General features: G+C 62.5%; 22 protein-coding genes and 1 pseudogene. 6 read left to right on the top strand and 17 right to left on the bottom strand.

Going from position 1 to position 24,985, the window contains the following annotated elements:
* Positions 1 to 532 precede the first annotated feature (532 nt).
* Positions 533 to 2,960, top strand: a pseudogene (locus L1069_RS11050) (FAD-dependent oxidoreductase).
* A gap of 113 nt (positions 2,961 to 3,073) precedes the next feature.
* Here the strand turns inward: L1069_RS11050 and L1069_RS11055 are convergent.
* From L1069_RS11055 to L1069_RS11065, 3 genes are all read right to left on the bottom strand, one after another.
* Positions 3,074 to 3,460: a type II toxin-antitoxin system death-on-curing family toxin gene (locus L1069_RS11055; RefSeq protein ID WP_237455703.1), complete on the bottom strand. Its 387-nt coding sequence runs from the start codon at positions 3,458 to 3,460 to the stop codon at positions 3,074 to 3,076.
* Positions 3,457 to 3,681: a MazE family transcriptional regulator gene (locus L1069_RS11060; RefSeq protein WP_024092785.1), complete on the bottom strand. Its 225-nt coding sequence runs from the start codon at positions 3,679 to 3,681 to the stop codon at positions 3,457 to 3,459. Before L1069_RS11060 ends, L1069_RS11055 begins: the two co-directional genes overlap by 4 nt.
* A 79-nt stretch (positions 3,682 to 3,760) precedes the next feature.
* Positions 3,761 to 4,648, bottom strand: a complete 888-nt coding sequence (locus tag L1069_RS11065; RefSeq protein WP_129373052.1) for a LysR substrate-binding domain-containing protein — start codon at positions 4,646 to 4,648, stop codon at positions 3,761 to 3,763.
* Positions 4,649 to 4,858: 210 nt separating this feature from the next.
* Between L1069_RS11065 and L1069_RS11070 the strand changes: the two genes are divergently transcribed.
* Both L1069_RS11070 and L1069_RS11075 read left to right on the top strand, forming a co-directional pair.
* Positions 4,859 to 6,211 carry an MmgE/PrpD family protein gene (locus tag L1069_RS11070; protein WP_237455704.1) on the top strand — a complete coding sequence of 451 codons (1,353 nt, stop codon included), beginning with the start codon at positions 4,859 to 4,861 and terminating at the stop codon, positions 6,209 to 6,211.
* A gap of 30 nt (positions 6,212 to 6,241) precedes the next feature.
* Positions 6,242 to 7,780: a trimethylamine methyltransferase family protein gene (locus L1069_RS11075; protein ID WP_237455705.1), complete on the top strand. Its 1,539-nt coding sequence runs from the start codon at positions 6,242 to 6,244 to the stop codon at positions 7,778 to 7,780.
* A 94-nt stretch (positions 7,781 to 7,874) separates the two neighbouring features.
* Here L1069_RS11075 and L1069_RS11080 read toward each other — a convergent pair whose 3' ends face one another.
* The 5 genes from L1069_RS11080 to L1069_RS11100 form a co-directional block, all read right to left on the bottom strand.
* Positions 7,875 to 8,615 (bottom strand): Asp/Glu racemase, encoded by a 741-nt coding sequence (locus tag L1069_RS11080; protein WP_237455706.1) that lies wholly within the window; start codon positions 8,613 to 8,615, stop codon positions 7,875 to 7,877.
* Positions 8,612 to 9,679, bottom strand: a complete 1,068-nt coding sequence (locus L1069_RS11085; RefSeq protein ID WP_237455707.1) for a histidinol-phosphate transaminase — start codon at positions 9,677 to 9,679, stop codon at positions 8,612 to 8,614. Before L1069_RS11085 ends, L1069_RS11080 begins: the two co-directional genes overlap by 4 nt.
* A complete protein-coding gene (locus L1069_RS11090) occupies positions 9,676 to 11,337 on the bottom strand; it encodes a hydantoinase B/oxoprolinase family protein (protein WP_237455708.1) in 1,662 nt (553 codons plus the stop codon). Before L1069_RS11090 ends, L1069_RS11085 begins: the two co-directional genes overlap by 4 nt.
* A complete protein-coding gene (locus L1069_RS11095; protein ID WP_237455709.1) occupies positions 11,337 to 13,448 on the bottom strand; it encodes a hydantoinase/oxoprolinase family protein in 2,112 nt (703 codons plus the stop codon). Before L1069_RS11095 ends, L1069_RS11090 begins: the two co-directional genes overlap by 1 nt.
* Positions 13,449 to 13,710: 262 nt before the next feature.
* Positions 13,711 to 15,132: an aldehyde dehydrogenase family protein gene (locus L1069_RS11100; RefSeq protein ID WP_237455710.1), complete on the bottom strand. Its 1,422-nt coding sequence runs from the start codon at positions 15,130 to 15,132 to the stop codon at positions 13,711 to 13,713.
* A 388-nt stretch (positions 15,133 to 15,520) separates the two neighbouring features.
* Between L1069_RS11100 and L1069_RS11105 the strand changes: the two genes are divergently transcribed.
* Positions 15,521 to 16,933, top strand: coding sequence for an efflux transporter outer membrane subunit (locus tag L1069_RS11105; RefSeq protein ID WP_237455711.1), 1,413 nt, complete (start codon positions 15,521 to 15,523; stop codon positions 16,931 to 16,933).
* Between the two features lie 59 nt (positions 16,934 to 16,992).
* Here L1069_RS11105 and nqrM read toward each other — a convergent pair whose 3' ends face one another.
* The 3 genes from nqrM to L1069_RS11120 form a co-directional block, all read right to left on the bottom strand.
* Entirely contained in the window at positions 16,993 to 17,232 is a 240-nt protein-coding gene (gene nqrM, locus L1069_RS11110; protein WP_129373061.1) for a (Na+)-NQR maturation NqrM, read from the bottom strand.
* Positions 17,233 to 17,267: 35 nt separating this feature from the next.
* Positions 17,268 to 18,302: an FAD:protein FMN transferase gene (locus L1069_RS11115; protein ID WP_237455712.1), complete on the bottom strand. Its 1,035-nt coding sequence runs from the start codon at positions 18,300 to 18,302 to the stop codon at positions 17,268 to 17,270.
* A 76-nt stretch (positions 18,303 to 18,378) separates the two neighbouring features.
* Positions 18,379 to 18,567, bottom strand: a complete 189-nt coding sequence (locus L1069_RS11120) for a hypothetical protein (RefSeq protein WP_129373063.1) — start codon at positions 18,565 to 18,567, stop codon at positions 18,379 to 18,381.
* 110 nt (positions 18,568 to 18,677) lie between these two features.
* Between L1069_RS11120 and L1069_RS11125 the strand changes: the two genes are divergently transcribed.
* The gene (locus L1069_RS11125; RefSeq protein WP_134831523.1) at positions 18,678 to 19,202 is read left to right on the top strand and encodes a CBS domain-containing protein; all 525 of its coding nucleotides are present in this window, start codon (positions 18,678 to 18,680) and stop codon (positions 19,200 to 19,202) included.
* A 19-nt stretch (positions 19,203 to 19,221) separates the two neighbouring features.
* Here L1069_RS11125 and L1069_RS11130 read toward each other — a convergent pair whose 3' ends face one another.
* Entirely contained in the window at positions 19,222 to 19,665 is a 444-nt protein-coding gene (locus tag L1069_RS11130) for a MarR family winged helix-turn-helix transcriptional regulator (protein ID WP_129373065.1), read from the bottom strand.
* Between the two features lie 156 nt (positions 19,666 to 19,821).
* Between L1069_RS11130 and L1069_RS11135 the strand changes: the two genes are divergently transcribed.
* On the top strand, positions 19,822 to 20,400 hold the full coding sequence (locus L1069_RS11135; RefSeq protein ID WP_237455713.1) for a YceI family protein: 579 nt from the start codon (positions 19,822 to 19,824) through the stop codon (positions 20,398 to 20,400).
* Between the two features lie 78 nt (positions 20,401 to 20,478).
* On the opposite strand, the gene nqrF is transcribed toward L1069_RS11135, so the two are convergent.
* From nqrF to L1069_RS11160, 5 genes are read right to left on the bottom strand one after another with little or no spacing between them, the layout of a single operon-like run.
* Entirely contained in the window at positions 20,479 to 21,702 is a 1,224-nt protein-coding gene (gene nqrF / locus L1069_RS11140) for an NADH:ubiquinone reductase (Na(+)-transporting) subunit F (RefSeq protein ID WP_129373067.1), read from the bottom strand.
* Between the two features lie 15 nt (positions 21,703 to 21,717).
* Positions 21,718 to 22,326, bottom strand: a complete 609-nt coding sequence (gene nqrE / locus L1069_RS11145) for an NADH:ubiquinone reductase (Na(+)-transporting) subunit E (RefSeq protein WP_058284773.1) — start codon at positions 22,324 to 22,326, stop codon at positions 21,718 to 21,720.
* Positions 22,326 to 22,979 carry an NADH:ubiquinone reductase (Na(+)-transporting) subunit D gene (locus L1069_RS11150; RefSeq protein WP_134831521.1) on the bottom strand — a complete coding sequence of 218 codons (654 nt, stop codon included), beginning with the start codon at positions 22,977 to 22,979 and terminating at the stop codon, positions 22,326 to 22,328. Before L1069_RS11150 ends, nqrE begins: the two co-directional genes overlap by 1 nt.
* On the bottom strand, positions 22,979 to 23,782 hold the full coding sequence (locus L1069_RS11155) for a Na(+)-translocating NADH-quinone reductase subunit C (protein ID WP_237455714.1): 804 nt from the start codon (positions 23,780 to 23,782) through the stop codon (positions 22,979 to 22,981). Before L1069_RS11155 ends, L1069_RS11150 begins: the two co-directional genes overlap by 1 nt.
* A complete protein-coding gene (locus L1069_RS11160; protein ID WP_129373070.1) occupies positions 23,775 to 24,983 on the bottom strand; it encodes an NADH:ubiquinone reductase (Na(+)-transporting) subunit B in 1,209 nt (402 codons plus the stop codon). The genes L1069_RS11155 and L1069_RS11160 overlap by 8 nt, the downstream gene beginning before the upstream one ends.
* Positions 24,984 to 24,985 lie beyond the last annotated feature (2 nt).

The following is a 24,985-nucleotide window of genomic DNA, read 5'->3' on the forward strand; positions in this document are numbered from 1 at the left end:
AATCATAGGGACGGACCACTTCTTTGGGGGAGGCTCAAGCTGGCCCTTTCACGGCGCGCCGCGCCGTCTGGCCCCCGATTGCACACTGTGCGGTTGGGGAATTGAAGGAAAGAACCTGGCCAGGTGTGAGCTTCAGTCCTGCTCAATACGGCTGTTTCAGTCAACAGGTGGCGCTGATCTTCGGAGGGGAAACGGATCCCTTCAGCATGTAGAAGGCAGAGATCACATAAGTCATTGTTTTAAAATAAAACCACCGGCCGAAGATCGGCCGGTGGCAATTAACCTCGTGTCAGAATGGCAGAAAACCCCCACCAATGGCAGTTATTTCTTGGGTCCGACATCAGTCAACAGGAGACGCTTCACTGCAAGGGTAAGCCGGGTCCGATGACCAAAGAAATCCGGGGGCATTGGGTCTGAATTCTTCACGGGTCATCCCAGCCCCCCGCAACTAGGGTCTCGGTTAAGGAATTGGCGGCACTTCCGGGCCTGCAGGGCGTGCCGCATCCCACACGCAGGCAAGGGAAACAAACGCATGAAAACCCATGCACAGGCAGTTGTTATCGGCGGCGGGCTGGTCGGCTGCTCTATCCTCTACCACCTCGCGAAACTTGGCTGGACCGACGTGGTTCTGCTGGAACGCGACGAGCTGACCGCCGGCTCCACCTGGCACGCGGCGGCCAACATCCACGGGCTGCACGACAACAACAACGTGACCCGCGTTCAGCACTACACGATGAATCTTTACAAGGAGCTGGAGAAGGAAACCGGCCAGGGCTGCGGCGTGTTCCAGCCCGGCTCGCTGTACCTGGCCAAGACCGAACAGCGCGAGCACCAGTTGCGCCTGCAGGAGGCCAAGGCGAAGTATTATGGCCTGAACTTCCACGAGGTCAGCCGCGAACAGGCCAAGGAGCTGCACCCGCTGGCGCAGTTCGACGATATCCGCTGCATCATGTTCGAACCCGACGGCGGCAACGTGGACCCTTCGGGCGTGACCATGGCCTATGCGGCCGGCGCCCGCGCCATGGGTGCGCAGATCGAACGGTTCTGTCCGGTGATCGGCACCGAACAGCAGCCCGACGGCAGCTGGATTGTGAAGACGGAAAAGGGCGACATCCATGCGCAATGGGTGGTGAACGCAGGTGGTCTTTGGGGCCGCGAGGTGGCGGCGATGGCGGGCCTCACCCTGCCGCTGCAGCCGACCGAACACCAGTATTTTGTGACCGAGTCCATCGACGAAGTGGCGAACATTGGCCGCCGCCTGCCCTCGATCGCGGACCGTGACGGCGAATACTACTTCCGGCAGGAGGGCAACGGCTTCCTGATCGGCGCTTATGAAAAGGACATGCGGTTCTGGGCCGAAAACGGCACGCCCTTGGACTTTGCCCATGAGCTGTTCCCCGACGATCTGGACCGGATCATGGAGAACGTTATCCGCGCCACCGAACGGGTGCCCTGCGCCGAAACAGCCGGCGTCAAGCGCGTGATCAACGGCCCGATGATCTGGTCGCCGGATTCTAATGCCATCTGGGGCCCGGTGCCGGAACTGAAAAACTACTTCTGCTGCACCGGCATTATCCCCGGCTTCTCGCAGTCCGGCGGCCTCGGCCTGCTGGCCGCCCAGTGGATGATCGAAGGCGAGCCGCAATACGACATGTTTGCCTGGGATCTGGCGCGGTTTGGCGACTGGGCCGACAAGGCATTCACCAAATCCCGCGTAGAAGACCAGTATGCACACCGGTTCGCCATTCACTTCCCGAACGAGGAACGCAGCGCCGGCCGTCCGGCCCGTGTGCGCCCGGCCTATGAAATGCAGCAGGAACTGGGCTGCGTCTTTGGCCTGAACTGCGGCTGGGAACATCCGCTGTGGTTCTCCGGCACCCCCGGCACCAAGGACACCAACAGCTTCAACCGCCAGAACTGGTGGGAGCCGGTGGGCCGCGAGGTCAGCATGCTGCGCGAAAACGTCGGCGTGATCGACATCTCGAACTTCGCCAACTACGTGGTCAAGGGTCCGGGCGCGTTTGACTGGCTGGACAAGCTGGTCGCCAACAAGGTGCCAACCGAAGCGGGCCGTTCCTGCCTGACCCCGCTGATTTCGGTCCGCGGCGGCGTGGCCGGCGACTTCACCATCACCAAGGTTGCGGATGACGAATACATGATGGTCGGCTCCGGCATGGCGGAACGCTATCACCAGCGCTTCTTCAACATGGTCGAGCTGCCGGAAGGCACCACATTCGAGGTCGCCACCAACCGCATCGCGGGCTTCAATGTCGCAGGCCCGAAGTCCCGCAACATGCTGCAGCGGCTGACCAATGCGGATCTGAGCAATGAAAACTTCCGCTTCATGCGCTCGCGCACCATCGACGTGGCAGGGGTGGAATGCCTGGCAATCCGGGTGTCCTTCACCGGCGATCTGGGCTGGGAACTGCACTGCGCCGAGGACGACCAGGTCAAACTGTACTCTGCCCTGCTGGCAGCTGCCGCAGAGTTCGGCGGCGGCCCGGTTGGCGGCCGCGCGCTGGGGAGCTTACGGATCGAAAAGGGCTATGGCTCCTGGGGCCGCGAGTACAGCCAGGAATACTGGCCGCAGGAGGTGGGCCTGGCCGGTCTCATCAAGCTGGACAAGGATTTCCTCCACAAGGACGCCTATCTGAAGGTCAAGGACAACGCCCCGCGCGAAATGCTGTCCGCCTTCGAGATCGACGCGGTGAACGATGCCGATGCCTCCGGCGGCGAGCCCATTTTCACGCCCGAAGGCAAACCGGTGGGCCGGGTGACGTCTGGCGCCTATGGCTACTCCGTCGGCAAGTCGCTGGCGCTGGGATATGCTAATCCGGCAGTTGCCAAACCCGGTGACGAGGTCGAGGTTTTCATCCTGGGCAAGCCGCATAAGGCGCGTATTCTGGAAGCCGCCGCCTTTGACCCCTCCGGCGCACGGCTTCGGGCCTGATCAGGAATGAGCACTTGGCCCGTCGCGTCAGCGGCGGGCACGCGTCCGCCCGCCCCACGGCGGGCGCGTTCCGCTCCCGCCCGGGCGAACGCTCACCGTGATACTTCCAGGTAAGGCGCTGGTTCAGATTGGTGCCATTCCCGCTGTCAGCCATTCTGCAAATGCAGCCTCATCCACATCCCCCGTGGCGAGGTCCTCCATCATCCGTACACCCTCCACCGGGTCCGGGCGGAACTGGTAGCCATTGAGGCGCAGAAAGGTCACAGCGGTCACAAAGGCCGTGCGCTTGTTGCCATCGACAAAGGCATGCGCCTTGGCGATGCCAAATGCATAAGCCGCGGCAACCTCGGCCACTCCCGCGTCCGAATAGGCTGCCAGATTCATCGCCCGCGCACAGCCCATTTCGAGCAGTGCCTTGTCGCGCATCCCCGCAGCGCCGCCATGGCGGGCGATCTGCCGGTCATGGAAAACTACAACTGCCGCCAGCGGCACCCATTTGTATCTGCTCACGCCAGGGCCTGAAGCAGATCCCGGTTCTCATCCATCACGATTTCAGCCGCGGCCAGCGCCTCGGCAACCGAGGGATCATGCGCCATCACCCGCAGGCTGCCGTCATCGCCGCGCACCACAAACAGCGTATCGCCTTCCTTGGCGTCCAGCATCGTCAGCATCTCCGTCGTCAGCGTGATGACGGCAGAGTTTCCGACTTTCCTGATCTTGGTCTCAATCATTGGCAGGCCTCGCGTATATATACCCGTATATACGGTGAATGCCGCCAAATTTCAATGCTGCCTGCAGGCAGCGTTAAAGCTACAGTTCCATCCCCGCCGCGGCCTTCAGCAGCCAAGTCTTGAAATGCTTGACCGAGGGCGTTGCCGCCTTGTCCTTGAAGGTGGCGAAATAGGTCCACGGGCAGTCAAGATCAAAGGCGAAGGGCGCCACCAGCCGCCCGGCCTCCACATGGCTCCGCACCAGGGATTTCGGCAAAACCACGCAGCCAAGCGCGTTGACCGCAAATTCCAGCCCCATATTGGAGGAGTTGGTCTGCAAGCCGCCCCTCAGTTCAATCCCGGATAGCCCATAATGCTTGGCGATTTTCTCCCAATAGATCGGGCGGCCCAGAATGTGGATCAGCTTGGCCTCCATCAGCTGCTCCGGCCTGCTCAGCGCCGCGCCATTCACCCGGAAGTCAGGGGAGCAGACCAGCGCCAGTTTTTCATCCCACAGTTTGACCGCCGGCCCCATCACATCATCGACATGGTTGATGGTGATCGAAATGTCCGAAACGTTGGTCTCCACATCCACCCAGATGGTGCTGTGAATGGTCAGGTCGATATCGGGATGCACCTTGGTGAAATCCTCGATCACGTCGATCAGCCATTTCTCCGCCAGGCTGACGGGACAGGAAATCACCACCTCCCGTTTGTGGCTTTGCGAGATCAACAGCTGGGTAGCGGAATCAATCTCCTGCAGCGCGTGTCGGACCGAAGGCAGATAGGCCTCGCCCACATCCGTCAGCGACAAGGACCGCGGATGCCGCACGAACAACGGCCGGCCGATGAATTCCTCCAGGCTGCGCACATGGTTCGACACCGCCGACTGGGTGCAGTTCAGCTCATCTGCCGCCGAAGTGAAGCTTAGATAGCGGGCGGCGGCCTCAAACGAGCGCAGGAAAGTCAGATGGGGGAGATTCTTCATCAGGCGGTCCGCTGGCGGTTTCTGGGCCATGTTCACATGCTTTGGAATGCGCCGCAATTCCCAAGGGTTAGCGGCCCGGAATGGTCAAAAAACGACGTCTAACACGCATTTCACGAAATAACCCATCCCTATGACCCCGGTTTATTTGCGGGTCACCGGACCCAGGACACCCTAGCCTGACGCGGAAACCGCCCCTGCGAGAGATCCGCCATGACCGCCACTTTCGACCGCGCCGCCGACTTCACCTTCGGCCTCACCCCCGCCGCTCTGCCGGACAGCACCCGCAAGGCGGCAGCACTGATGTTCCTCGACACCTTGGGCATCACCATCGGCGCCACCCCGATGGAGGCCGGCCGCATCGCCCGCGAAACCGCCGTGGCGCTTTATGGCTGCGGCGAGGAGGGATTGGCGGCGCGCATGTTGTTCGACGGCCGCAGGGTAAGCGTCGCAGGCGCCGCCTATGCCGCCGCCACCGCCACCGACAATCTGGACGGCCATGACGGCTATTACCCGACCAAGGGCCACATCGGTGTGGTGGTGATCCCGGCAATTGCGGCGCTGGCGGAAACCGTGCCGGATTTTTCGGGGCCGGAGGTGCTTGCGATCACCACACTGGGCTATGAGCTGGCGGGCCGCGCGGCGCTGTCGCTGCACAGCACCGTCAGCGACTACCACACCTCCGGCGCCTGGAACGCCCTGGGGGTGGCGGCGATTGCAGCCCGGATCCGCGGCCTCAGCCGCGACCAACTGCGCCAGGCGCTGGGGATCGCCGAATTCCACGGCCCCCGCAGCCAGATGATGCGCGAGATCGCCAACCCCTCGATGCTGCATGACGGCTCCGGCTGGGGGGCGATGGCGGGCATGTCCTCGGCAATTCTGGCCGAGAAAGGTTTTACCGGCGCGCCCGCGATCACCCTCGAGGAAGACCGGGTTGCGGAATACTGGCAGGACCTAGGCAGCTTCTGGCAGATGGAGCATCAATACGTGAAGCCCTACCCGATCTGCCGCTGGGCCCATGCGCCGATCGACGCGCTGCGCCAGGTGATGCTGGAGCACGATCTTACCCATGAACAGATCGCCAGGATCCGCATCAACACCTTTCACGAAAGCGCCTGCCTCTATCCCGGCATCCCGTCGACCACCAGCCAGGCGCAGTATTCGCTGGGTTTTGCCGTCGCAACCCAGGCCGCCTATGGCCGGATCGGGGTTGAACATATTACCGGCGAGGGGCTTGCAGATCCGCTGGTGGCCTCGATCCACCAGCGGATCTCGGTCGCCGAGGCCGCGCGCCATTCGGTGCGCTTCCCGGTTTGCCGGGTTGCCGATGTGGTGGTGACGCTGACCGACGGGCGGGTGATAGAGAGCGGCGATGTCCACGCCCGCGGCGGCCCCGAGGCGCCATTCTCGCAGGCGGATGTGGTGCGCAAATTCATGGAATTTGCCGCCCCGGTGCTGGGCGAGGCCCGCGCCAGCGGCATCCGCGATGCGGTGCTGGGGTTCACCAGCGACGGCAGCAAATTCTCCGATCTGGGCCGTCTGATCTACGATGCGCCGGAAACCTAAGCCTGCAAACTGACCAGAAAGATATAAGACATGGCACGTGAAAGACGCGGCGGCGGACGCCGCGGGAAATCCAGCCGGTCCGGCGGCAGCATCGAACAGCTGCCGTGGCAACAGGTGAAAAACACCTATCCGCCGTTTGAGCTGCTGAACCCCGACCAGACGGACCAGCTGCACGCCACCTCGATGCGGATCCTGTCGGAGGCCGGCATCCGGGTGATGGGCGATAATGTCATGGACATCTTCGAGTGTGCGGGCGCCATCGTTGACCGGGACAGCAAGACCATCCGCATGGATGAAAGCCTCGTCATGGAGGCGCTGAAGACGGTGCCGCACACCTTCACCCTGACCGCGCGCAACCGCGCCAAGCAGATCACCCTGGGCGGCAACAACGTGACCTTCGGCCTGGTGGCCGGGCCGCCCAATGTGCATGACTGCATCAATGGGCGCCGGTCGGGCAACCTCACCGATTATCAGAACTTCATCAAGCTGGCGCATCACTTCAACTCCATCCACTTGATCGGCAACCAGGTGACCGCGCCGCTGGAGCTGCCCGCCAACAACCGTCATCTGGACACCTATCTGGCCAACCTGATCTATTCAGACCTATCGTTCCACTGTTCCGCCATCGGCCGCGGCCGGGCGCTGGACGGGATCAACATGATGGCGATCACCCGCGGCCAGAAACCGGAAGATATGAAGGAGGATCCGGGCGTCATCACCATCATCTCAGTCAACTCGCCGCGGCTGTTCGACGATGCGATGGGCGACGGGCTGATTGCCATGGCAGAGTACGGCCAACCGGTGACAGTGACGCCGTTCACCCTGATGGGCGCCATGACCCCGGTGACCTTGCCCGCCGCCCTGGCGCAGCAGAATGCCGAGGCGCTGTTCGGCGTGGTGCTGACCCAGCTGGTCAATCCCGGCACGCCGGTGATGTACGGCTCGTTCACGTCAAACGTCGACATGCGCTCCGGCGCGCCGGCCTTCGGCACGCCGGAAAACGCCAAGGCCAATATCGCCGGCGGCCAGCTGGCGCGGCGCTATGGCATCCCCTACCGGACCTCCAACGCCAATGCCTCCAACGCGGTGGACCTGCAGGCGGCCTATGAAACCATGATGGGCACCTGGGGCGCGGTGCTGGGCGGTGCCAATGTGATCTATCACGCGGCCGGCTGGCTGGAGGGCGGCCTGACTGCGTCTTATGAGAAATTCATTATGGATGTGGAGATCATCCAGAACATGATCGAATTCCTGAAGCCGATGAAATTCGACGCCGATGAGCTGGGCTTTGACGCCATCCAGTCGGTGCCCGCCGGCGGCCATTTCTTTGGTGCCGGGCACACCATGGCACGCTATGAAACTGCGTTCTACACCCCGATGCTGTCGGACTGGCAGAACTACGAGAATTGGGAAGCGGCCGGCGCCAAGGATGCGCTGAGCCGCGCCACCGGCATCTGGCAGCAGGCGCTGCGGGATTATGCGGAACCGCCGATGGATCCGGCCATCAGGGAAGAGCTGGAAGCCTATGCGGCCAGGCGGCGCGAAGAAATCGGGTCCGGCGAGCCTTGAGAAGGCGGGTGCGAGGGGCCTGCCCCTCGCGCTCCCCGGAGTATTTTGGGAAAGATGAAACAGTCAGGGACCGGCAGGCACCCTGGTCTTCGTTTTACAGCAATTCGAACAACCGGCCCGGCACATTGCTTTGACGGGGCAGCCCGAGCGCCCGCATCACCGCAAACATCATTGCCTGGTTTGAAGTGACAACCGGCTTATCAAGCGCCATTTCGATCCGGCTGACAGCCTCAACCGCACGCATGTCCGTACAGCTGAGCACAATGGCCTGGGCCTCCCGGTGATCGGCCTGGCAGGCCAGGTCGAATACCTCCTCCGGTGTCAGCTCCCCCTGGCCGTAGTTGCCAAGCTCGCGCCCCGCATCGGCGCATTTCACCGTGGTGATCCGGTTCTGCGACAGGAAGTCCATTGCTTGCGTGTTGATCTCGCCCAGGTAGGGAGAGGAGAAGCCCACTTTGGTTGCGCCGAGGGCCTTGATCGCGTCAACCAGCGCCCCGGCAGCGGTAAAGGACAGCGCGCCACAGCCTGCCTTGATGTCCTGCGCCAGCTTCTTATCAAACTCCGGCCCATGGGTCAGCGTTGCCGAGGTGCAACCGTAAAGCACCACATCAGGGCGCACGCCCGAGATCATCCTGAGATCATGGCTGATGTCGGAGACGCCAAGCCCGGCCATCTGGTCGGAACCCGGGATCTCGTCCACATCATAACCTCCCAAGCGCTGAAAGTGCACCGTGGTACCCGGTGCGCGCATCAGCAACATGTCCGGTTCCAGATTGGTGTTGGTGTAAGGCACCAGCACGCCGATTTTCGCGCGGGTGCGGGTTTCATGAGTCATGTGAGCACTCCTTTCAGCACCGCCAGTGCGCGGTCCATCACGTCCTGGCTGCTGATGGTGGCGCGCAGGCAATCGCTGAGGCCATAGCCGCCCATGCCGCGCATCAGCAGCTTTTCCGCCCGCAGCGCCGCATCCGCTGCCTGCGCCTGCACCGGCGAGGCAAAGCGCATCAGCACGAAATTGGTGTGGCTTTGCGGCACCGTCAGCCCCAGCGCGCGGCAGCCCGCGGCAAAGCCATCACGGATCGCGGCAGTTTTGGCCACTGTATCACGCATATGCGCCTGGTCCTGCATTGCTGCTGCCGCCATCGCCTGTGACGGGATGGAGATATTGTTGGGGTTCAACAGCTTGCGCACTTCGCCCGCGATCTGAGGCGGGAAATAGCCCCAACCGGCCCGGGCACCTGCCAGACCATAAGCCTTGGACAATGTGCGCATCACCACGGTATCGCCGCGCTCTGCCAGGGCGAAGATTTCGGCAGGGTTGTTTTCCGCATCGGCAAACTCGGCATAGGCCTGATCCACCACCAGCAGCACATCTGCAGGCAGGCCCGCGCGCAGGCGCTGAATATCAGCGTTGGGGATCAGCGTGCCGGTAGGATTGCCTGGGTTGCAGACAAAGACAATGCGGGTTTGCGGCGTAACGGCGGCAAGAATGTCATCGACTGAGACCGTAAGCGCCCGTTCCCGCGCCTTGACGTACTCCGCCTGCACCTGGGCCGAGGCCGAGGACACAAAGGCATAGCCGTAATCAGTGCCCAAGACCCGGTCGCCCGGCCCGGCAAAGGCGCGGATCAGGCAGGTGATCAGCTCCATCGAACCGGCGCCGCACAGCACCTTGGCCGGGTCCAGCCTGTGTACCTCCGCCACCGCGGCGCGCAGATCGGGCCATTCCGGGTCCGGATAAAGCGGCATCTGATCCAGCACCGCCTTGCCCGCGGCAATCGCGGCGGGGCTGGCGGCAAAGGCGCTTTCGTTCTGGGCGAGGGAAATGACCCCCTCGCAGCCGAGATCCGCCAGCGCATAAGGCGCCATGGCGGCAACATGCGGAACGGCGCGGATCATTTGGCACCTCCATAGGCGCTTGCGCCTTCCGCGGTCACCAGCCCGCGTTTCAGATCCAGCGCCAGGGCGTCCGGGTCGCGTTCCGCCGGGTCGCCAAAACCGCCGCCGCCTGGGGTTTCAAAGATCAGATAGTCGCCTGCCTCCACCCGCAGCTCGCCCTTGCCGGGGATGTCCTGCCCGCCATCGCGCAAGCGGATGCGGCCCGGGGCGCCGGGTAAACCGCCCATCCTGCCAAGCGCCGGGAACTTCAGCCGCTCCACCGACAGGAACACGATGAAGGGCGCATCGTTGGAGGCGGTCATTTCGATCCGCTGGCCAAGGCCGCCGCGATATTTGCCTGCCCCGCCGGAGTCTGGACGCAACTCTCGCCGCCACATGATGACCGGGGCAACCGACTCGGTGATTTCCACCTGGCTGCCATAGACGCCAGAGGGATAGGCAGTCGCCGACAGCCCGTCCGCGTTGGGCCGCGCTCCGGTGCCGCCATTGTGGACCGGCTCAATGGCGAATTCGCGGCCGCCGTCTCGGGCCACTTCGGGTGCGTGGCGCATCGGCAGGTCGAACATGCAGCTGGCGCCTTCGGCCGGTACCTGATCGGGCAGCGCCTGATGCAAGCAACCCAGCACCAGATCCGGCGTCACCTGCCCCAGCGTGTGGCGCATCGCCACCGGCACCGGACGCTGCGCGTTCAGGATGCAGCCCTTGGGGCCATCCACCGTGAACAGCCCCAAAGACCCGGCATTGTTGGGAATATCCGGCCCGACAATGCAGCGCAGCGCAAACACGGTATAGGCGGTGGCATAGTTCAAGGGCACGTTGATACCCTTCTTGGAACAGCCCGAGGTGCCGGTGAAATCCACATGCATTCCGGTTTTGGAGACCGTCAGCGTTGCGTGCAGCTCCAGCTCATTCTCATAGCCGTCCATTTTCAGGGCGTTCTTGTAGACGCCTTCTGGCACCTCCGCGATCGCCTCCAGCGTGCCGCGGCGGGAGGTGTCGATGATATAGGCGCCCAGGGCATCCAGATCACCGATGCCGAACTCCTCCATCATGTCCACCAGCCGCTTCACCCCCGCCTCGCAGCAGGCAATCAGCGCATAAATGTCGCCCTCATTGGCGATGGGCTCGCGGCTGTTGGCGCGGATGATATCCATCAGCAGCGCATTGGGCTCACCCTCCTCCACCAGCTTGCAGGGCGGGATCAAGAGCCCCTCGTCATAGATGTCGGATCCTTCCGGCCCCATGCCAAGGCCGCCCAGATCCACAAGATGCGAGGTGCAGGAGGTGAAGCCGACCACCCTGCCGCCCTTGAACACCGGCATCATCAGCAGGAAATCGTTCAAATGCCCCGAGGCGAGCCAGGGATCGTTGGTCATGTAGATATCGCCGGGCTTCATGGTCTCCGCCGGGAAGCGTTCGCGCAGATGCATCACCGCCTCGGCCATGGTGTTGATATGGCCGGGCGTGCCGGTCACGGCCTGGGCCAGCATCCGGCCCTGCACATCAAAGATGCCGGCCGAGATGTCGCCGCATTCGCGCACGATGGGGCTAAACGCGGCGCGGATCAGGGTCTGGCCCTGCTCCTCAACCACCGCCAGAAGGCGGTTCCACATGACTTGAAGCCGGGCCGGCGAGAGATCGTGTGAGAGGTCGGCCATCATGCGCCTCCTTTCTGGTCGTTTTTCTGATCCTGGATCAGGACGAGGTTGCCAATTGCGTCCACATGGGCAGAGAAATCCGCCGAAACCAGCGTGGTGGTTTGCGGTTCGGTGATCAGAGCGGGGCCGCAAACCTGGTCGCCGGGCTGCAAGCTGTCACGCGGCACAAACGCCGCCTGCTTTGTCGTGCCATCCACGTCGCAGGTGATCGGGCGGAAGGCTGCGGCACAGATGTTCTTAAGTTCCGGCGTTTCCGGCACCGCCGTGACCGCGGCATCCGGCGTCGCCACCCGCACCGCCCAGTTCAAGATCTCGATCTTCATACCCGGCACCGGGCGCGAGAACTGCTTGGCGTATTCACGCTCAAACGCCGCGGTCAGGGGGCAACGATCCTCAGCCGTCAGATCGCGGTCCGGCAGGGTGATCTCAATCTCATGCCCTTGCCCGGTATAGCGCATGAAGGCGGTGCGCCGGATCTCTGTTTCCGCGTCGCCAGCGCCCTGCGCCACCACCGATTTCGCCTCGTCGATCATCTGGGCAAACAGGCTGTTGATGCCGCCCATACCCATGGTTTCGAGCAGCGAGTAACGCGAGCGCACGATCTCGAAACTGACCGGCGCAAACAGGAACCCCACAGCCGACCCGACACCCGGATTCGGCGGGATCAAGATGCGCGACACGCCTGCCGAGCGCGCCACCCGGCTTGCATGCAGCGGGCCGTTGCCGCCAAATGCAATCATGGTGCGCGGCCCCAGATCCTTGCCCGATTCCACGGCATGCATCCGCCCGGCGCTGGCCATGCTTTCATCAACAATGCGGCTGACGCCATCGGCGGCGCCAACGCCGTCCAGCTCCAGCCGTGAACCGATCACCCGCCCCAGCGCCTCCTTGGAGGCTGCCGGGTCGATCTTGATAAACCCTTCGGCAAAAGTATCCGGCACGATGTAGCCCAGCGTAATGTCGCTGTCGGTCACGGTCGGTTCCGTCCCGCCGCGCCCGAACGCCACCGGGCCGGGTTCAGACCCCGCTGATTTCGGTCCCACAGTCAGGCGGCCCAGCCGGTCCACCCCGGCAATGGAGCCGCCGCCCGCACCAATCTCGATCATCTCGATCACCGGGATGCGCACCGGCATGCCCGACCCTTTGATGAACCGCGCCGCGCGGGCGATTTCAAACTGGCGCGAGGTTTGCGGGCGGGCGTTATCAATCAGGCACAGCTTGGCAGTGGTGCCGCCGACGTCGAACGACAAGACCTGATCCAGCCCCGCCTGTGCCGCGATACGGGCGGCAAGGATTGCACCGCCGGCGGGTCCGCTCTCCACCAGCCGGACCGGAAAGCGCGCCGCGGTCTGGATGGTGCACATGCCGCCGCCGGCGGTCATCATCAGGATCGGGCAGGTCACGCCTTCCGCCGCAAACCGTTCGGCAAAGCGCGCGAGGTAAGTCTCCATCAGCGGCTGGATACAGGCATTGGCCACGGTGGTGCAAAGCCGGTCGAATTCCCGCGCCTCGGGGCTGACCTCGGACGAGATCGACACCGTCAGGCCGGGACGGCGCTCAGCCAAGGTATCGCGCAGCCAGCGTTCATGATCCGGATTGGCGTAAGAATGCATCAGGCAGACCGCCACCGCATCAGCACTGCAGGCATCCAGCCCGGCAATCAGCGCGTCGACCGCGCTGTCCTCCATGCCGATCAGCACCTCGCCCGCGGCCGACATCCGTTCGCGGATGGTCAGCGCGCGTTCGCGCGGCACCAGCAGGCCGGGCTTTTCCAGATTGATGTCATACTGCGAATAACGCCGCTCATAGGCGATTTCCAGAATGTCCCGGAACCCCTCGGTGGTCACCGTCGCCACCGTTGCCCCGCGCCGCTCGATCAGCGCGTTGGTGGCCAGCGTGGTGCCATGGATGAAGCCCGTCACTTCCCCCAGAGAACGCCCCGATTGCGCCATCACCCGCGCGGCACCTTCCATGGCGCCGTCTGCCGGGTTCTGATGGGTGGTCAGGGTCTTGGTCGAGGCCAGGATTGTGTCTTCGCCCGCCACCAGAACAGTGTCGGTAAAGGTGCCGCCTATATCAATGGCAAGGCGCAGCGTGTTTGAGGCTGTCATGTTTCATTCCAAAGTCTGCCTTTAGGGATCCGTCCAACGCCCGGTCAGGGCTGACAGACTTCAGGCAGCGACCAGATTGCATCCGGTTGCGCGGCGATCCATGCGTTTGGGAATGAAGGTGTGCTTCATGCTTGTATCCTGCGGTGCGGCCCTTCGGACAGCTTGGCGGATTGCGACATGTAAATTGTCTGATTGCGCCGCAAAACCCACAGGCAGCAGCCTTCCCCTCCCGGCAGCGAATTCCGCCGGAAGGGGAAATGACTTAGCCGAAGTGCAGGGTTTTGACTTCCTGATAATCCTCCAGCCCCAGCATGCCGCCTTCGCGGCCGTTGCCGGACTGTTTGTAGCCGCCAAAAGGCGAGCCGTAGTTGAAGCCGCCGCCGTTGATATGCACGGCACCTGCCCGCAGGCGGGCGGCGACACGTTCCGCGCGTTCCGGGTTGCCGGTCTGCAAATAGGCCGCCAGGCCATAAGGCGTGTCGTTGGCGATGCGGATGGCGTCTTCTTCATCCTCAAACGGGATGATCACCAGGACCGGGCCAAAGATCTCTTGCTGCGCGATCGCCATCCCGTTGGTCACATCGGCAAAAACCGTCGGGCGCACGTACCAGCCCTTGTCCAGCCCTTCGGGACGGCCCAGTCCGCCCGCCAGTACCGTGGCGCCTTCGTCAATGCCCGTTTGGATCATCGACTGTACCCGGTCGAACTGGATGCGGTCGAACATCGGGCCGATGTGGCCGCCCTCATGCGCAGGATCACCAACCGCTTGGCCCTCAGCTGCCGCCTTGGCAATCTCCAGCACTTGATCGTAGCAGCTGCGCTCCACCAGCATCCGGGTCGGCGCGTCACAGCTTTGGCCGGTGTTATACATGCACTCCAGCACCGAGGCCGTTACCTTCTCCGGCAGATCGGCATCGGCGAACACCAGGTTCGGGGACTTGCCCCCCAGTTCCAGCGTCACCCGTTTGACCGTATCCGCGGAATCCTTGGCCACCGCAACGCCCGCCCGGGTCGAACCGGTAAAGGACATCATGTCCACGTCCCTGTGCCGCGACAGCCCCGCACCCACGGTTGGCCCGTCGCCATGGATCAGGTTGAACACACCGGCGGGATAGCCCGCATCATGGATCATCTGCGCATAGACCGCTGCCGACATCGGCGTGTGCTCTGACGGTTTCAGCACGCAGGTGGACCCGGTCGCAAGCGCCGGCAGCACCTTCAGTGCGATCTGGTTCACCGGCCAGTTCCACGGCGTGATCAACCCGCAAACGCCAATCGGCTCGCGCACCAGAATGTCGCCGTTGGTCAGGGTTTCGCGCAGCTCCTGGGTTTTCAGCGCCTCAAGAATCCCCTCCAAATGGCCAATGCCCGCATCCGCCTGGGCGTCGCGCGCCATCGAGATCGGCGCGCCCATTTCCGCGCTCAATGCCTGCGCCATCTCCTCGCGGCGCGCGTTGCTGATCTCCAGCAACCGCTCCAAAAGCGCGATCCGCTCATCGCGCGAAGTGCGGGAGAAACTCTCAAACGCCGCTTTGGCCGCCGCCACCGCGGCGTTCACATCCACTTCGTCGCCCAGGATTATTGTCCCGATCCGGCCCTCGGTCGCGGGGTTCAGAACCGGGAATTCGCGGCTGGAATGCGGTGTCACCCAGGCGCCGCCGATATAGAATTTTTGCAGGTCCATCAGATCAGTCTCACTTTTGCGTGGTGATTTCGGTTCAGAAGCTCAAGGAGCCGGGGCCGATGCGCCGGCACCGGACGCACCTCAGCCGTTTCAGAAACAGTGGACGGGGGCCCTGCCGCCGTCAAGCGCAGGGACAGCCCTGCTGTAAACTCTTCCAGCCCTCCCGGGCTGCGCGTGCTGACACCGGAGAATGACCGGCCTGGCGCCGCGCCGGCACAGCAAAAACGGCAAGACGGCATCATTTTGCGCAGTCCCCGGGTTGTGGGTTGCGCGCATCAGTGCCCGACAAAGACGCCGATTGCGGCAGGAATCTGTTCGCGGCCCGCGCTGCCCGGTTTAGGTTTTTCAAAAGCCCGCACCAAAAAGACCGGGCGTCTAGAGGCAAGTCATGAGCAGATCCAAGTGGACAGCCCGTTGTGTGCTGCTGGCCGGGACCATCCTGTGCAGCTGCACCGTTGTTGGCGTTGACTACCAGCGCCCGGACTTTGCGGTGCCGGCGGCCTATTACCAATCCCGCAGCTATGCGACCGCGCAGGGCGCGGCTGAGACCTGGTGGCAGGGGCTGAACGATGCCACGCTGAACCGCATGGTTGACGCAGGCCTGGCGCAAAACCTTGGCATCAAGGCCGCCCGCGAACGCCTGAAAGCCGCCGAAGCCCTGCGCCGCGGCAGCGGCCGGCCGCAGCAGGTCAGCGGCAGCCTGGAAGGCAGTTCGATCTTTTCGCGCCGCGAATCCCAGAACAATTCCTCCAGCCAGGATGTTGCCGAGGTTGGCGCAACCTACGTCTTTGACCTGTTCGGCGAATTCGAGCGCCGCTCTGAACGCGCCGTTGCCGACCGGGACGCGCAGTTTTACCAGATGGCCACCACCCGGCTGGCGATCACCGACGCGATCACCCGCACCTATATCCAGGCCCGCTTTTTCCAGCGCGGCGCAGCTGTCACCCGCAAGACGATCCGCCTGCGCGAACAAATCCTGGGAACCGTGGTTGAACTGCAGGAAGCCCGCGCTGTGCTGGCGCTGGATGTGGAACGCACCAAACTGCAGGTCGCCAGTGCCAAGGCGGACCTGCCCGGCTTTATTGCCAGCTATGAATCCTCGGTGTTTGCCCTGGCCACCTTGCTGGACCGCGACGCGTCCGAAGTTTTTGCGATGATGAAGGGCAGCTACAGCCAGCCCTACCCGGCGACCAAGCCGGAACTGGGCGTGCCCGCCACCCTGCTGCGCAACCGCCCTGACATCCTGCTGGCCGAGGCCCAGCTGCGCAGCGCCACCGCCGATATCGGCGTCACCGAGGCGGAACTCTACCCGTCGCTGGAAATTACCGGCTCGGTGCAGGCGGTCCGGCATGTGCCCGATCTCTACTCCATCGGTCCGAGCCTGAATTTCCCGCTGTTCAACCGTCCTGTGCTGCGTGCCTTCCACAAACGGGCCATCGCCGAGGCCAAAGCGACGGAGTACGATTACCGCGCAGCCGTGCGCGGCGCCGTTGAAGAAGTCCAGTCCCAGCAAAGCACGCTGCGCGCCGCCCGCCAGCGCACCGCGGCGCAGGTCCGCGCCGTCAATCTGGGCACCAAAGTTGCCGATCTGGCGCGCGAAACCTTCACCGCCAGCGAAATCACCTTGTTCGACCTGCTCAACACCGAAGAAGCACTGCGCGACAATGAGCTGAACCTGATCTCCGCCCGCCGTGACCTGGCGCTGGCCTGGGCCGGCCTGCAGATTTCACTGGGCAAAGGCTGGGCACCGGATCAAACCCCGGCCAGCGCAGCAGCAGCTTTGTCAGCAAAGGCTGAGTAAGTTCAGGCGTCTTGTTCCGGTGCAGGACAGGTTCAGCGCGGGATAGGTCCCGAGCGGTCTCAGGCCTGTTCCTGCTGCATCTGTTCGACCATCCGGCGCGCGCGCTTGCACTGCAGCTTGTCGCGCAGCGGGCTGTCGGGGTCGATGTCCTTCGAGCAGACCACGCATTTGTCGGCGCCCGAGATCGCATTCAGCCCGCCGCAGCTGCCCTTGATCTTCTTGCCCATCAGGATCACGCCCAGCGACATGCCCAGGGTGACGATCAGCAGCAGGATGAAGGCCAGAAGAAAGGTGCTCATGTGTGGTCCCTCGCAGGATGGCTTGGTGCGCGGCTTCAGTTTCCGGTCAGCGCCTCGAATGCGCTGCTGGCAGTGGTCATATAGGCATCCGCACCGGCTTGCACGTCCCGATCAATGAAAAACACGGCAAGTTTATGCTCTTGGGCAAGCTTAAGCCCGTTTTCGCGGCCCAAAACCAGCATCGCGGTGGCCCAGGCATCCGCCAGCATCGCGTTTTCCGCAATCACCGTGACAGAAGTGGTGCTGTGCGTCACCGGCCGACCCGCCACCGGATCCAGGATATGGGAATAGCGCGAGCCCTCATGCTCAAAGTAATTCCGGTAATCACCGGATGTCGCCAGGCCCAGATTGCTGACCGGCACTATCAGTTGCACCGTCTGCGCCGCCGCATCGGGTTTTTCGATGCCGATGCGCCAGGCCTCGCCCTTGGCGTTTTCGCCCTTGGTCACCAGATCGCCGCCGATTTCCACCATGTAGTGCTCGATACCGAACCCCTGCAGCGCCCCGGCCACCGCATCAACGCCATAGCCCTTGGCGATGGCGGACAGGTTGATGCCGGTGCCCGGCGCCGATTTCTTCAGCGTGCCCGCCGCGGCATCCAGCACCAGCAGCCGGGCCTGTCCCACATTTTCCAGCGCCTTGGCAATAGCGGCATCGGACGGCACCGGATCCTCGGGCTGGCGCGGGCCGAAGCCCCACAGCTCGATCAGCGGCCCCAGGGTCACGTCAAACTTGCCGCCTGTCTTTTCATGCACATCATTGGCCGCAGCCAGCACATGGGCAAACTCCGGCGACACCCGCACCGGCGCAGTGCTGCGCTCGGCTGAGAAGGTGGAGACCTCCGAGGCCGGATCCCAGTTCGACATCTTGGCATTGACTGCCGCCAGGGTGCCCTCCACCGCGGACCCCAGCGCCTCGGCGTCCAGATCCTCGCCAATCGCTATCACGCTGTAAGTGGTGCCCATGGTTTCACCCGACAGCCGCACCTCTTGCGGCGCGCTTTCGAACCAGCAGCCGGACACCGCCAGCACCGCGGGCAGGATCAGGGCAAACAAAAACCTTCTGGGCATTGGTACATCTCCGGCGGCAAAACTGGCGCTGCTATGCCCCCGCCCTGCGCCAGAGTCAAATTTGGCGCACCAAGGATCAGAACTTCAGCGGCACAAAAGCCAGCGCCAGCAGGCCCAAGGCGGCAGGCACCCCGAACAGCCAGGCCCGCAGCCGGCCGTTCGGCGCTTCGCTCTTCCAGGTCTGCCGGTACATATGGCCGCAGACCACCACCAGGAACACGGTCAGCGCACCGGTCACGGGGGTCAGATAAAGGGTGTCGAACATGTTGTTTTCCGGCCTATGTTAGCGCTCGCGTCATTTCGCCCCTTCCCGGATCGTAATCCCGCGTTAAGATGAGCATATCACCTGATCCAGGATAGGAGGAGACCCGCGCAATGGCACCGACCTCATACCAAGCTCCGATGCGGGGCGACAAGGAGGACAAGCACAGTTACAGCCAGTCCGCCGAGTCAAACCTGTCGCATTCGCAGACAACAGTGGCCAAGCTGCTGGAGGGCAAGGGCGATGCCATCTTTGCGGTGCGCCCCAATGATACCATCGGCCATGTGGTGGATGTGCTGAAGGAAAAACACATCGGCGCGCTAGTGGTGACCGATCAGAACGGCGACCTGCAGGGCATCCTGTCGGAACGCGACATCGTGCGGCGGATGGCGGAAACGCCCGGCCACACCCTGCCGCAGGAAGTTTCGGCGCTGATGACCACAGCCGTCAAATCCTGCACCCCCGATGACTATCTGCATGACGTGCTGAAAACCATGAGCGAAGGCCGCTTCCGCCACATGCCAGTTCTGAAGGACGGAAAGCTGGCCGGCATGATCACCGTGGGCGACGTGGTGAATTTCCGCCTGAAAGAGCTGGAATATGAAACCCTGCGGATGAAACAGATGATCGTCGGCTAAGGTTTTTGACGGCGGCGGGTCACGGAAACGGCCCGCCGCCTGTTTCCTGCAGAATGGTCAGGAACGACTGAACATCTTCTGCTTCGGCCAGCGCCGCCATGCTGCGTTTGATTGCCGGACCGTAGATCCCCCACATCCGCAGGCGCAGCGCTGCGCCAGCCGCGGTCAGGTGCAGCACCTTGCCGCGCCGGTCGTGTTCATAGACCGCTTCGCGCACCAGACCCTGCTTTGCCATCTGAGCCAGGATGCGCGACAGGTTCGATTGCTCAAACAGCAGGTTCCTGGTCAGCTCAAAAGCACGCACCCCGCCGTCCCCCGCCAATTCGATCCCCCACAGCACGTCGTACCAGCGCATGCCGGGCAGCCCCGCCTCGCGCAGTTCCGTTTCAATATCCCGATGGGTCTGCCGGCAGGCCCGGTTCAGCAGGATCCATATCTCGGTTTCCCGTTTGCTCGGCGTCATAGGCAATCACGAATTGGTGAACGAAGCACGCGGCAGGCATTTTTGCATGCGGATGCGGCGGAATAGATGCCATAACATCTATACGGGGTTCCGCGCCAGGATTGAACCCCGCAATTCAATACCGCCCCAAGGGCAAATCCAAACAGGGATACCGTCATGCTGATCAAGATTGCACCGCTTGCCGCCGCCGCACTGCTGGCCGCGCCCGCCGCTTTTGCTGCCACGTATAAAACCGATCAGGGCCACAGCGAAGTTCAGTTCAGCTGGAGCCACGCCGGCGTTTCGGTCCAGTCCGGCGAGTTCACCCAAGCCGAGGGCACGCTGGAAATCGACCCCGAAAACCCCGAAGCCGCATCGTTGAATGTCACCATCAAGACAGACAGCTTGGCCACCGGCTTTGGCCCGCTGGACGATCACATCTCCAGCGCCGATTTTCTGGAGGTTGCGACCTATCCCGAAATCACCTTTGTCAGCACCAGCGTTGAAAAGACCGGCGAAAACACGGCCAATGTCACCGGCGACCTGACCATCCATGGCACCACCAAGCCGGTTGTGCTGGAAACCACCATGACCCACTTCGGCCCGCATCCGCTGGGCGGCGCGATTGAATATTACCAGGGCGACTGGGCTGCGTTTAAGGCCAGCACCACCATCGACCATCAGGCCTTCGGCGTCGGCGGCTTTTCCACCGGGCCGATCACCATCCGCATCAGCACCGAGATGAGAGCACAGTAAACGCCGCCAGGCGCTGGAACAAAGAAAGCCCCGGATGAAAACATCCGGGGCTTTTGATTTTCCGCGCTGCGTTCCGGCTTAGCCGCCGAAGTCGTCCAGCATGATGTCCTCACGGTCCACACCCAGATCCAGCAGCATGTTGATAACCGACTGGTTCATGATCGGCGGGCCGCACATGTAGAATTCGCAGTCTTCCGGCGCCGGATGGTTCTTGAGGTATTCCTCGAACAGAACGTTATGGATAAAGCCGGTATAGCCTTTCCAATCGTCCTCGGGCTGGGCATCCGACAGCGCCACATGCCAGTCAAAGTTGTCGAACTCCTCGGCCAGGCTGTCGAAATCCTCGACAAAGAACATCTCTTTCTTGGAACGCGCACCGTACCAGAAGCTGATCTTGCGGTCGCGGTTTTGCAGCCGCTTCAGCTGGTCGAAGATGTGGCTGCGCATCGGCGCCATGCCGGCACCGCCGCCGATGAACACCATTTCCTTTTGGGTGTCGCGGGCAAAGAATTCGCCGAACGGACCGGAAATAGTGACTTCATCACCCGGCTTCAGGTTAAAGATGTAGGACGACATCATGCCCGCAGGAATGCCCTCGGAGCCCGGAGGCGGCGAGGCGACACGGACGTTCAGCATGATAATGCCCTTTTCGTCCGGGTAGTTCGCCATTGAATAGGCGCGTTCAACCGGTTCGTTCACCTGGGACTTATACTGCCACAGATTGAAACGGTCCCAGTCCTCGCGGTATTCTTCCTGGATGTCGAAATCGGTATAAGCCAGCTGGTGCGCGGGTGCCTCGATCTGGATGTAGCCGCCGGCGCGGAAATTCACATCCTCGCCTTCGGGCAGTTCCAGCACCAGCGCCTTGATAAAGGTCGCCACGTTGTCGTTCGAGCGCACCTTGCAGCGCCATTTCTTGACGCCAAAGACTTCCTCGGGGACTTCGACTTCCATGTCCTGCTTGACCGCAACCTGGCAGGACAGGCGGTCGCCGCAGCCCGCTTCGCGCTTGGTGATATGGCTTTCCTCGGTCGGTAGGATCGACCCGCCGCCCGAATGCACCCGCACCCGGCACTGGGCACAGGTGCCGCCGCCGCCGCAGGCGGAGGGGACGAACAGTTTTTCCGCCGCCAGCGTTTGCAGCAGCTTGCCGCCCGCAGGCACCGAGATGGTTTTTTCACCGTTGATGGTGATATTGACGTTGCCGGTTGAGACCAGGCGGGAACGGGCGACCAGGATGATGGTCACCAGCGCCAGCACGATCACCGTGAAAAGGGCTACGCCGAGCGTGAAAGTTTCCATGTTTCCGCGCTCTCCTTACAGTTTGACGCCGCTGAAGGACATAAAGGCCATCGCCATCAGTCCCGCGGTGATAAAGGTGATGCCAAGGCCCTGCAGACCGTCCGGCACGTCGGAATACTTCAGCTTCTCGCGCACACCGGCCATCGCGGTGATCGCCAGCGCCCAGCCAAAGCCGGAAGACAGGCCATAGGTGGTTGCTTCGGCAAAATTGTAATCGCGTTCCACCATGAACAGCGAACCGCCCAGAATGGCGCAGTTCACCGTGATCAGCGGCAGGAAGATCCCCAGCGCGTTGTAGAGCGGCGGGAAATACTTATCCAGGATCATCTCCAGGATCTGCACCATCGCCGCAATCACCCCGATGTACGAAATCAGACCAAGAAAGGTCAGATCCACATCCGGGAATCCGGCCCAGGCCAGCGCGCCGGGTTTCAACAGGTAGGTCAGCAGCAGGTTGTTGGCCGGCACGGTGATGGCCTGCACCACCATGACCGAAATCCCCAGCCCCAGCGCGGTCGAGATCTTTTTCGACACCGCAATGAAGGTACACATGCCCAGGAAGAAGGACAGCGCCAGGTTTTCAACAAAGATGGCCTTGACGGCGAGTGAAATCAGCCCTTCCATCAGTGCGCCTCCACGGATTGGATTTTATATTCACGCTCTTCCACCTGGTTCGGTTTCCAGGTGCGGAAGCCCCAGATCAGCAAGCCGATGACAAAGAACGCCGAGGGCGGCAGCAGCAGCAGGCCGTTGGGCACATACCAGCCGCCGTTGTTCACGGTCTCCAGAATGGTGATGCCGAACAGCGAGCCGGAGCCGAACAGCTCTCGGATCACGCCGACCAGCATCAGGATCAACCCATAGCCCAGACCGTTGCCGATGCCGTCGATAAAGGACGCGACCGGCGGGTTCTTCATCGCAAACGCTTCGGCGCGGCCCATCACGATACAGTTGGTGATGATCAGGCCAACAAAGACCGACAGGGTTTTTGAGATCTCGAACGCATAGGCCTTCAGCACCTGATCCACCAGGATCACCAGGGATGCAATGATCACCATCTGCACGATGATCCGGATCGAGCCGGGGATCTGGTTGCGCAGGACCGAAATGAACATTGACGAGAACGCGGTCACAAATGTCACCGCCAGGGTCATCACAAAGGCCACCTGCAGCGACGATGTCACCGCCAGCGCCGAGCAGATGCCCAGAACCTGCAGCGTGATCGGGTTGTTGTCGACCAGCGGGTCGACCAGCATTTCCTTCTTGGTCTGCGACATCAGAAGTCTCCCGCTTGCAGGGCGGTCAGGAAGGGCGCGTAACCCTCCTCGCCCATCCAGAATTTCACCAGGTTGTCGACACCGACAGAGGTCAGCGTCGCACCGGCCAGTGCATCAATATGGTGCTCCGGCCCGGCCGGGCCTTGCGCCTTGGCAACGGTGATCTGCAATTCGCCATCAGCATCATGCAGCTTCTTGCCGCTCCACAGGGATTTCCAGCGCGGGTTGTCCACCTCGGCGCCCAGGCCGGGGGTTTCACCGTGCTGGTAGAACTGCAGACCAAAGATGTCGTTGCCGTTCTCCTCAACCGCGATAAAGCCATAGAGGGTCGACCACAGGCCATAGCCGTGGATCGGCAGGATCACCTTGTCCAGATCACCGGCTTCGTCGCGCAGCAGGTAAACGGTCTTGTAGCGCGACTGGCGGCCGATGCCGGCCGGATCATTGTCCAGCGCGCGGCTCAGCTCCGGGTCCTGCGCGGCGGCCAGACCGTCAAAGCTGGCGGCGTCGAACTGATCGGTGAATTCACCGGTCTGCAGATCCAGCACCTGCGGTTCAAACGCGGCAAAGGCTTCGGCGACATCTGTGCCCGGCTCATACAATCCCGCCACCTGCAGCACGTTCAGCTGCTTGTCGCGTTTGCGGTTGGTTTCCTGCACCGGGCGCAAGCTGACAGCGGCGGAGGACACGATCATCGAGGCCACCAGACAGACGGCGACAGCAATGAACACGGTCTTGCCAACCGAATCCGGCGATGCGGCAAGGAAGCGGCCGATCAGGCCCTTGCTTTGGGTATCAGCCATGGCGGCGCGCCCTCCGTTTGATGTTGGCCTGCACGACGAAGTAGTCGATCAGCGGTGCAAAGACGTTGCCGAACAGGATCGCCAGCATCATGCCTTCGGGGAAGGCCGGGTTCAGCACCCGGATCAGCACAACCATCACACCGATGAGGGCACCATAGATATAGCGGCCCGCGTTGGTGTGCGATGCGGATACCGGTTCCGTGACCATGAACACCAGACCGAACGCATAGCCGCCCAGCACCAGGTGCCAGTACCACGGCATTGCAAACATCGGGTTGGTGTCGGAGCCGATCAGGTTCAGCAGCAGCGAGAACGCAATCATCCCGCCCAAACAGCCCGCGATCAGGCGCCAGTTGGCGATCTTGGTGAACAGCAGGAAGGCCAGACCAATCGCGCAGGCCACGGTCGAGGTCTCGCCAAAACTGCCCTGAATGGTGCCAATGAAGGCGTCCGACCATTCGATGCCCTTGGCAGCCAGCGCCTGCACACCGTCGGCGGCTGTCACACCCAGCGCGGTGGCGCCGGAAAACCCGTCAACCGGGGTCCAGACACTGTCGCCCGACATGTTCGCCGGATAGGCGAAATACAGGAACGCCCTGCCGGTCAATGCGGGGTTCAGGAAGTTCTTGCCGGTGCCGCCAAAAACTTCCTTACCGATCACCACGCCAAAGATAATGCCCAATGCCACCTGCCACAGCGGCGCCGAGGCCGGCATGATCAGCGTGTAAAGCATCGAAGTCACAAGGAAGCCCTCGTTCACCTCGTGGCCGCGCACGGTGGCAAAGATCACCTCGAAAATGCCGCCGGCAATCAGCGTCACCAGATAGATCGGCAGGAAATACAGGAACCCGTGCGCGATATTGGCCATCGGGTTCGCCGCATCCAGCGAAATGCCGAACATCTGCAGAATGGCAATGCGCCAGCCGGTCGCAGCATCAGCGCCAAGCCCGGCAATCGCCGCGTTCGCCTGATAGCCGGTGTTCCACATACCCCACAGAATGCAGGGGATGGTCGCGATCACCACATAGGTCATGATCCGCTTCATATCGACGTATGAACGCGCATGCGGCGCTGCGGTGGTCACAGTCTTGGGGGTGTAAAGAAAGCTCTCCACCATCTCATAGACGGGGAAGAGTTTCTCGTATTTGCCGCCCTTTTCAAAGTGCGGCTCGATCCTGTCAAAGAAGCTGCGCAATCCCATCC

It is taken from the genome of Leisingera sp. MMG026, from assembly GCF_021654205.1.
GTDB lineage: Bacteria > Pseudomonadota > Alphaproteobacteria > Rhodobacterales > Rhodobacteraceae > Leisingera.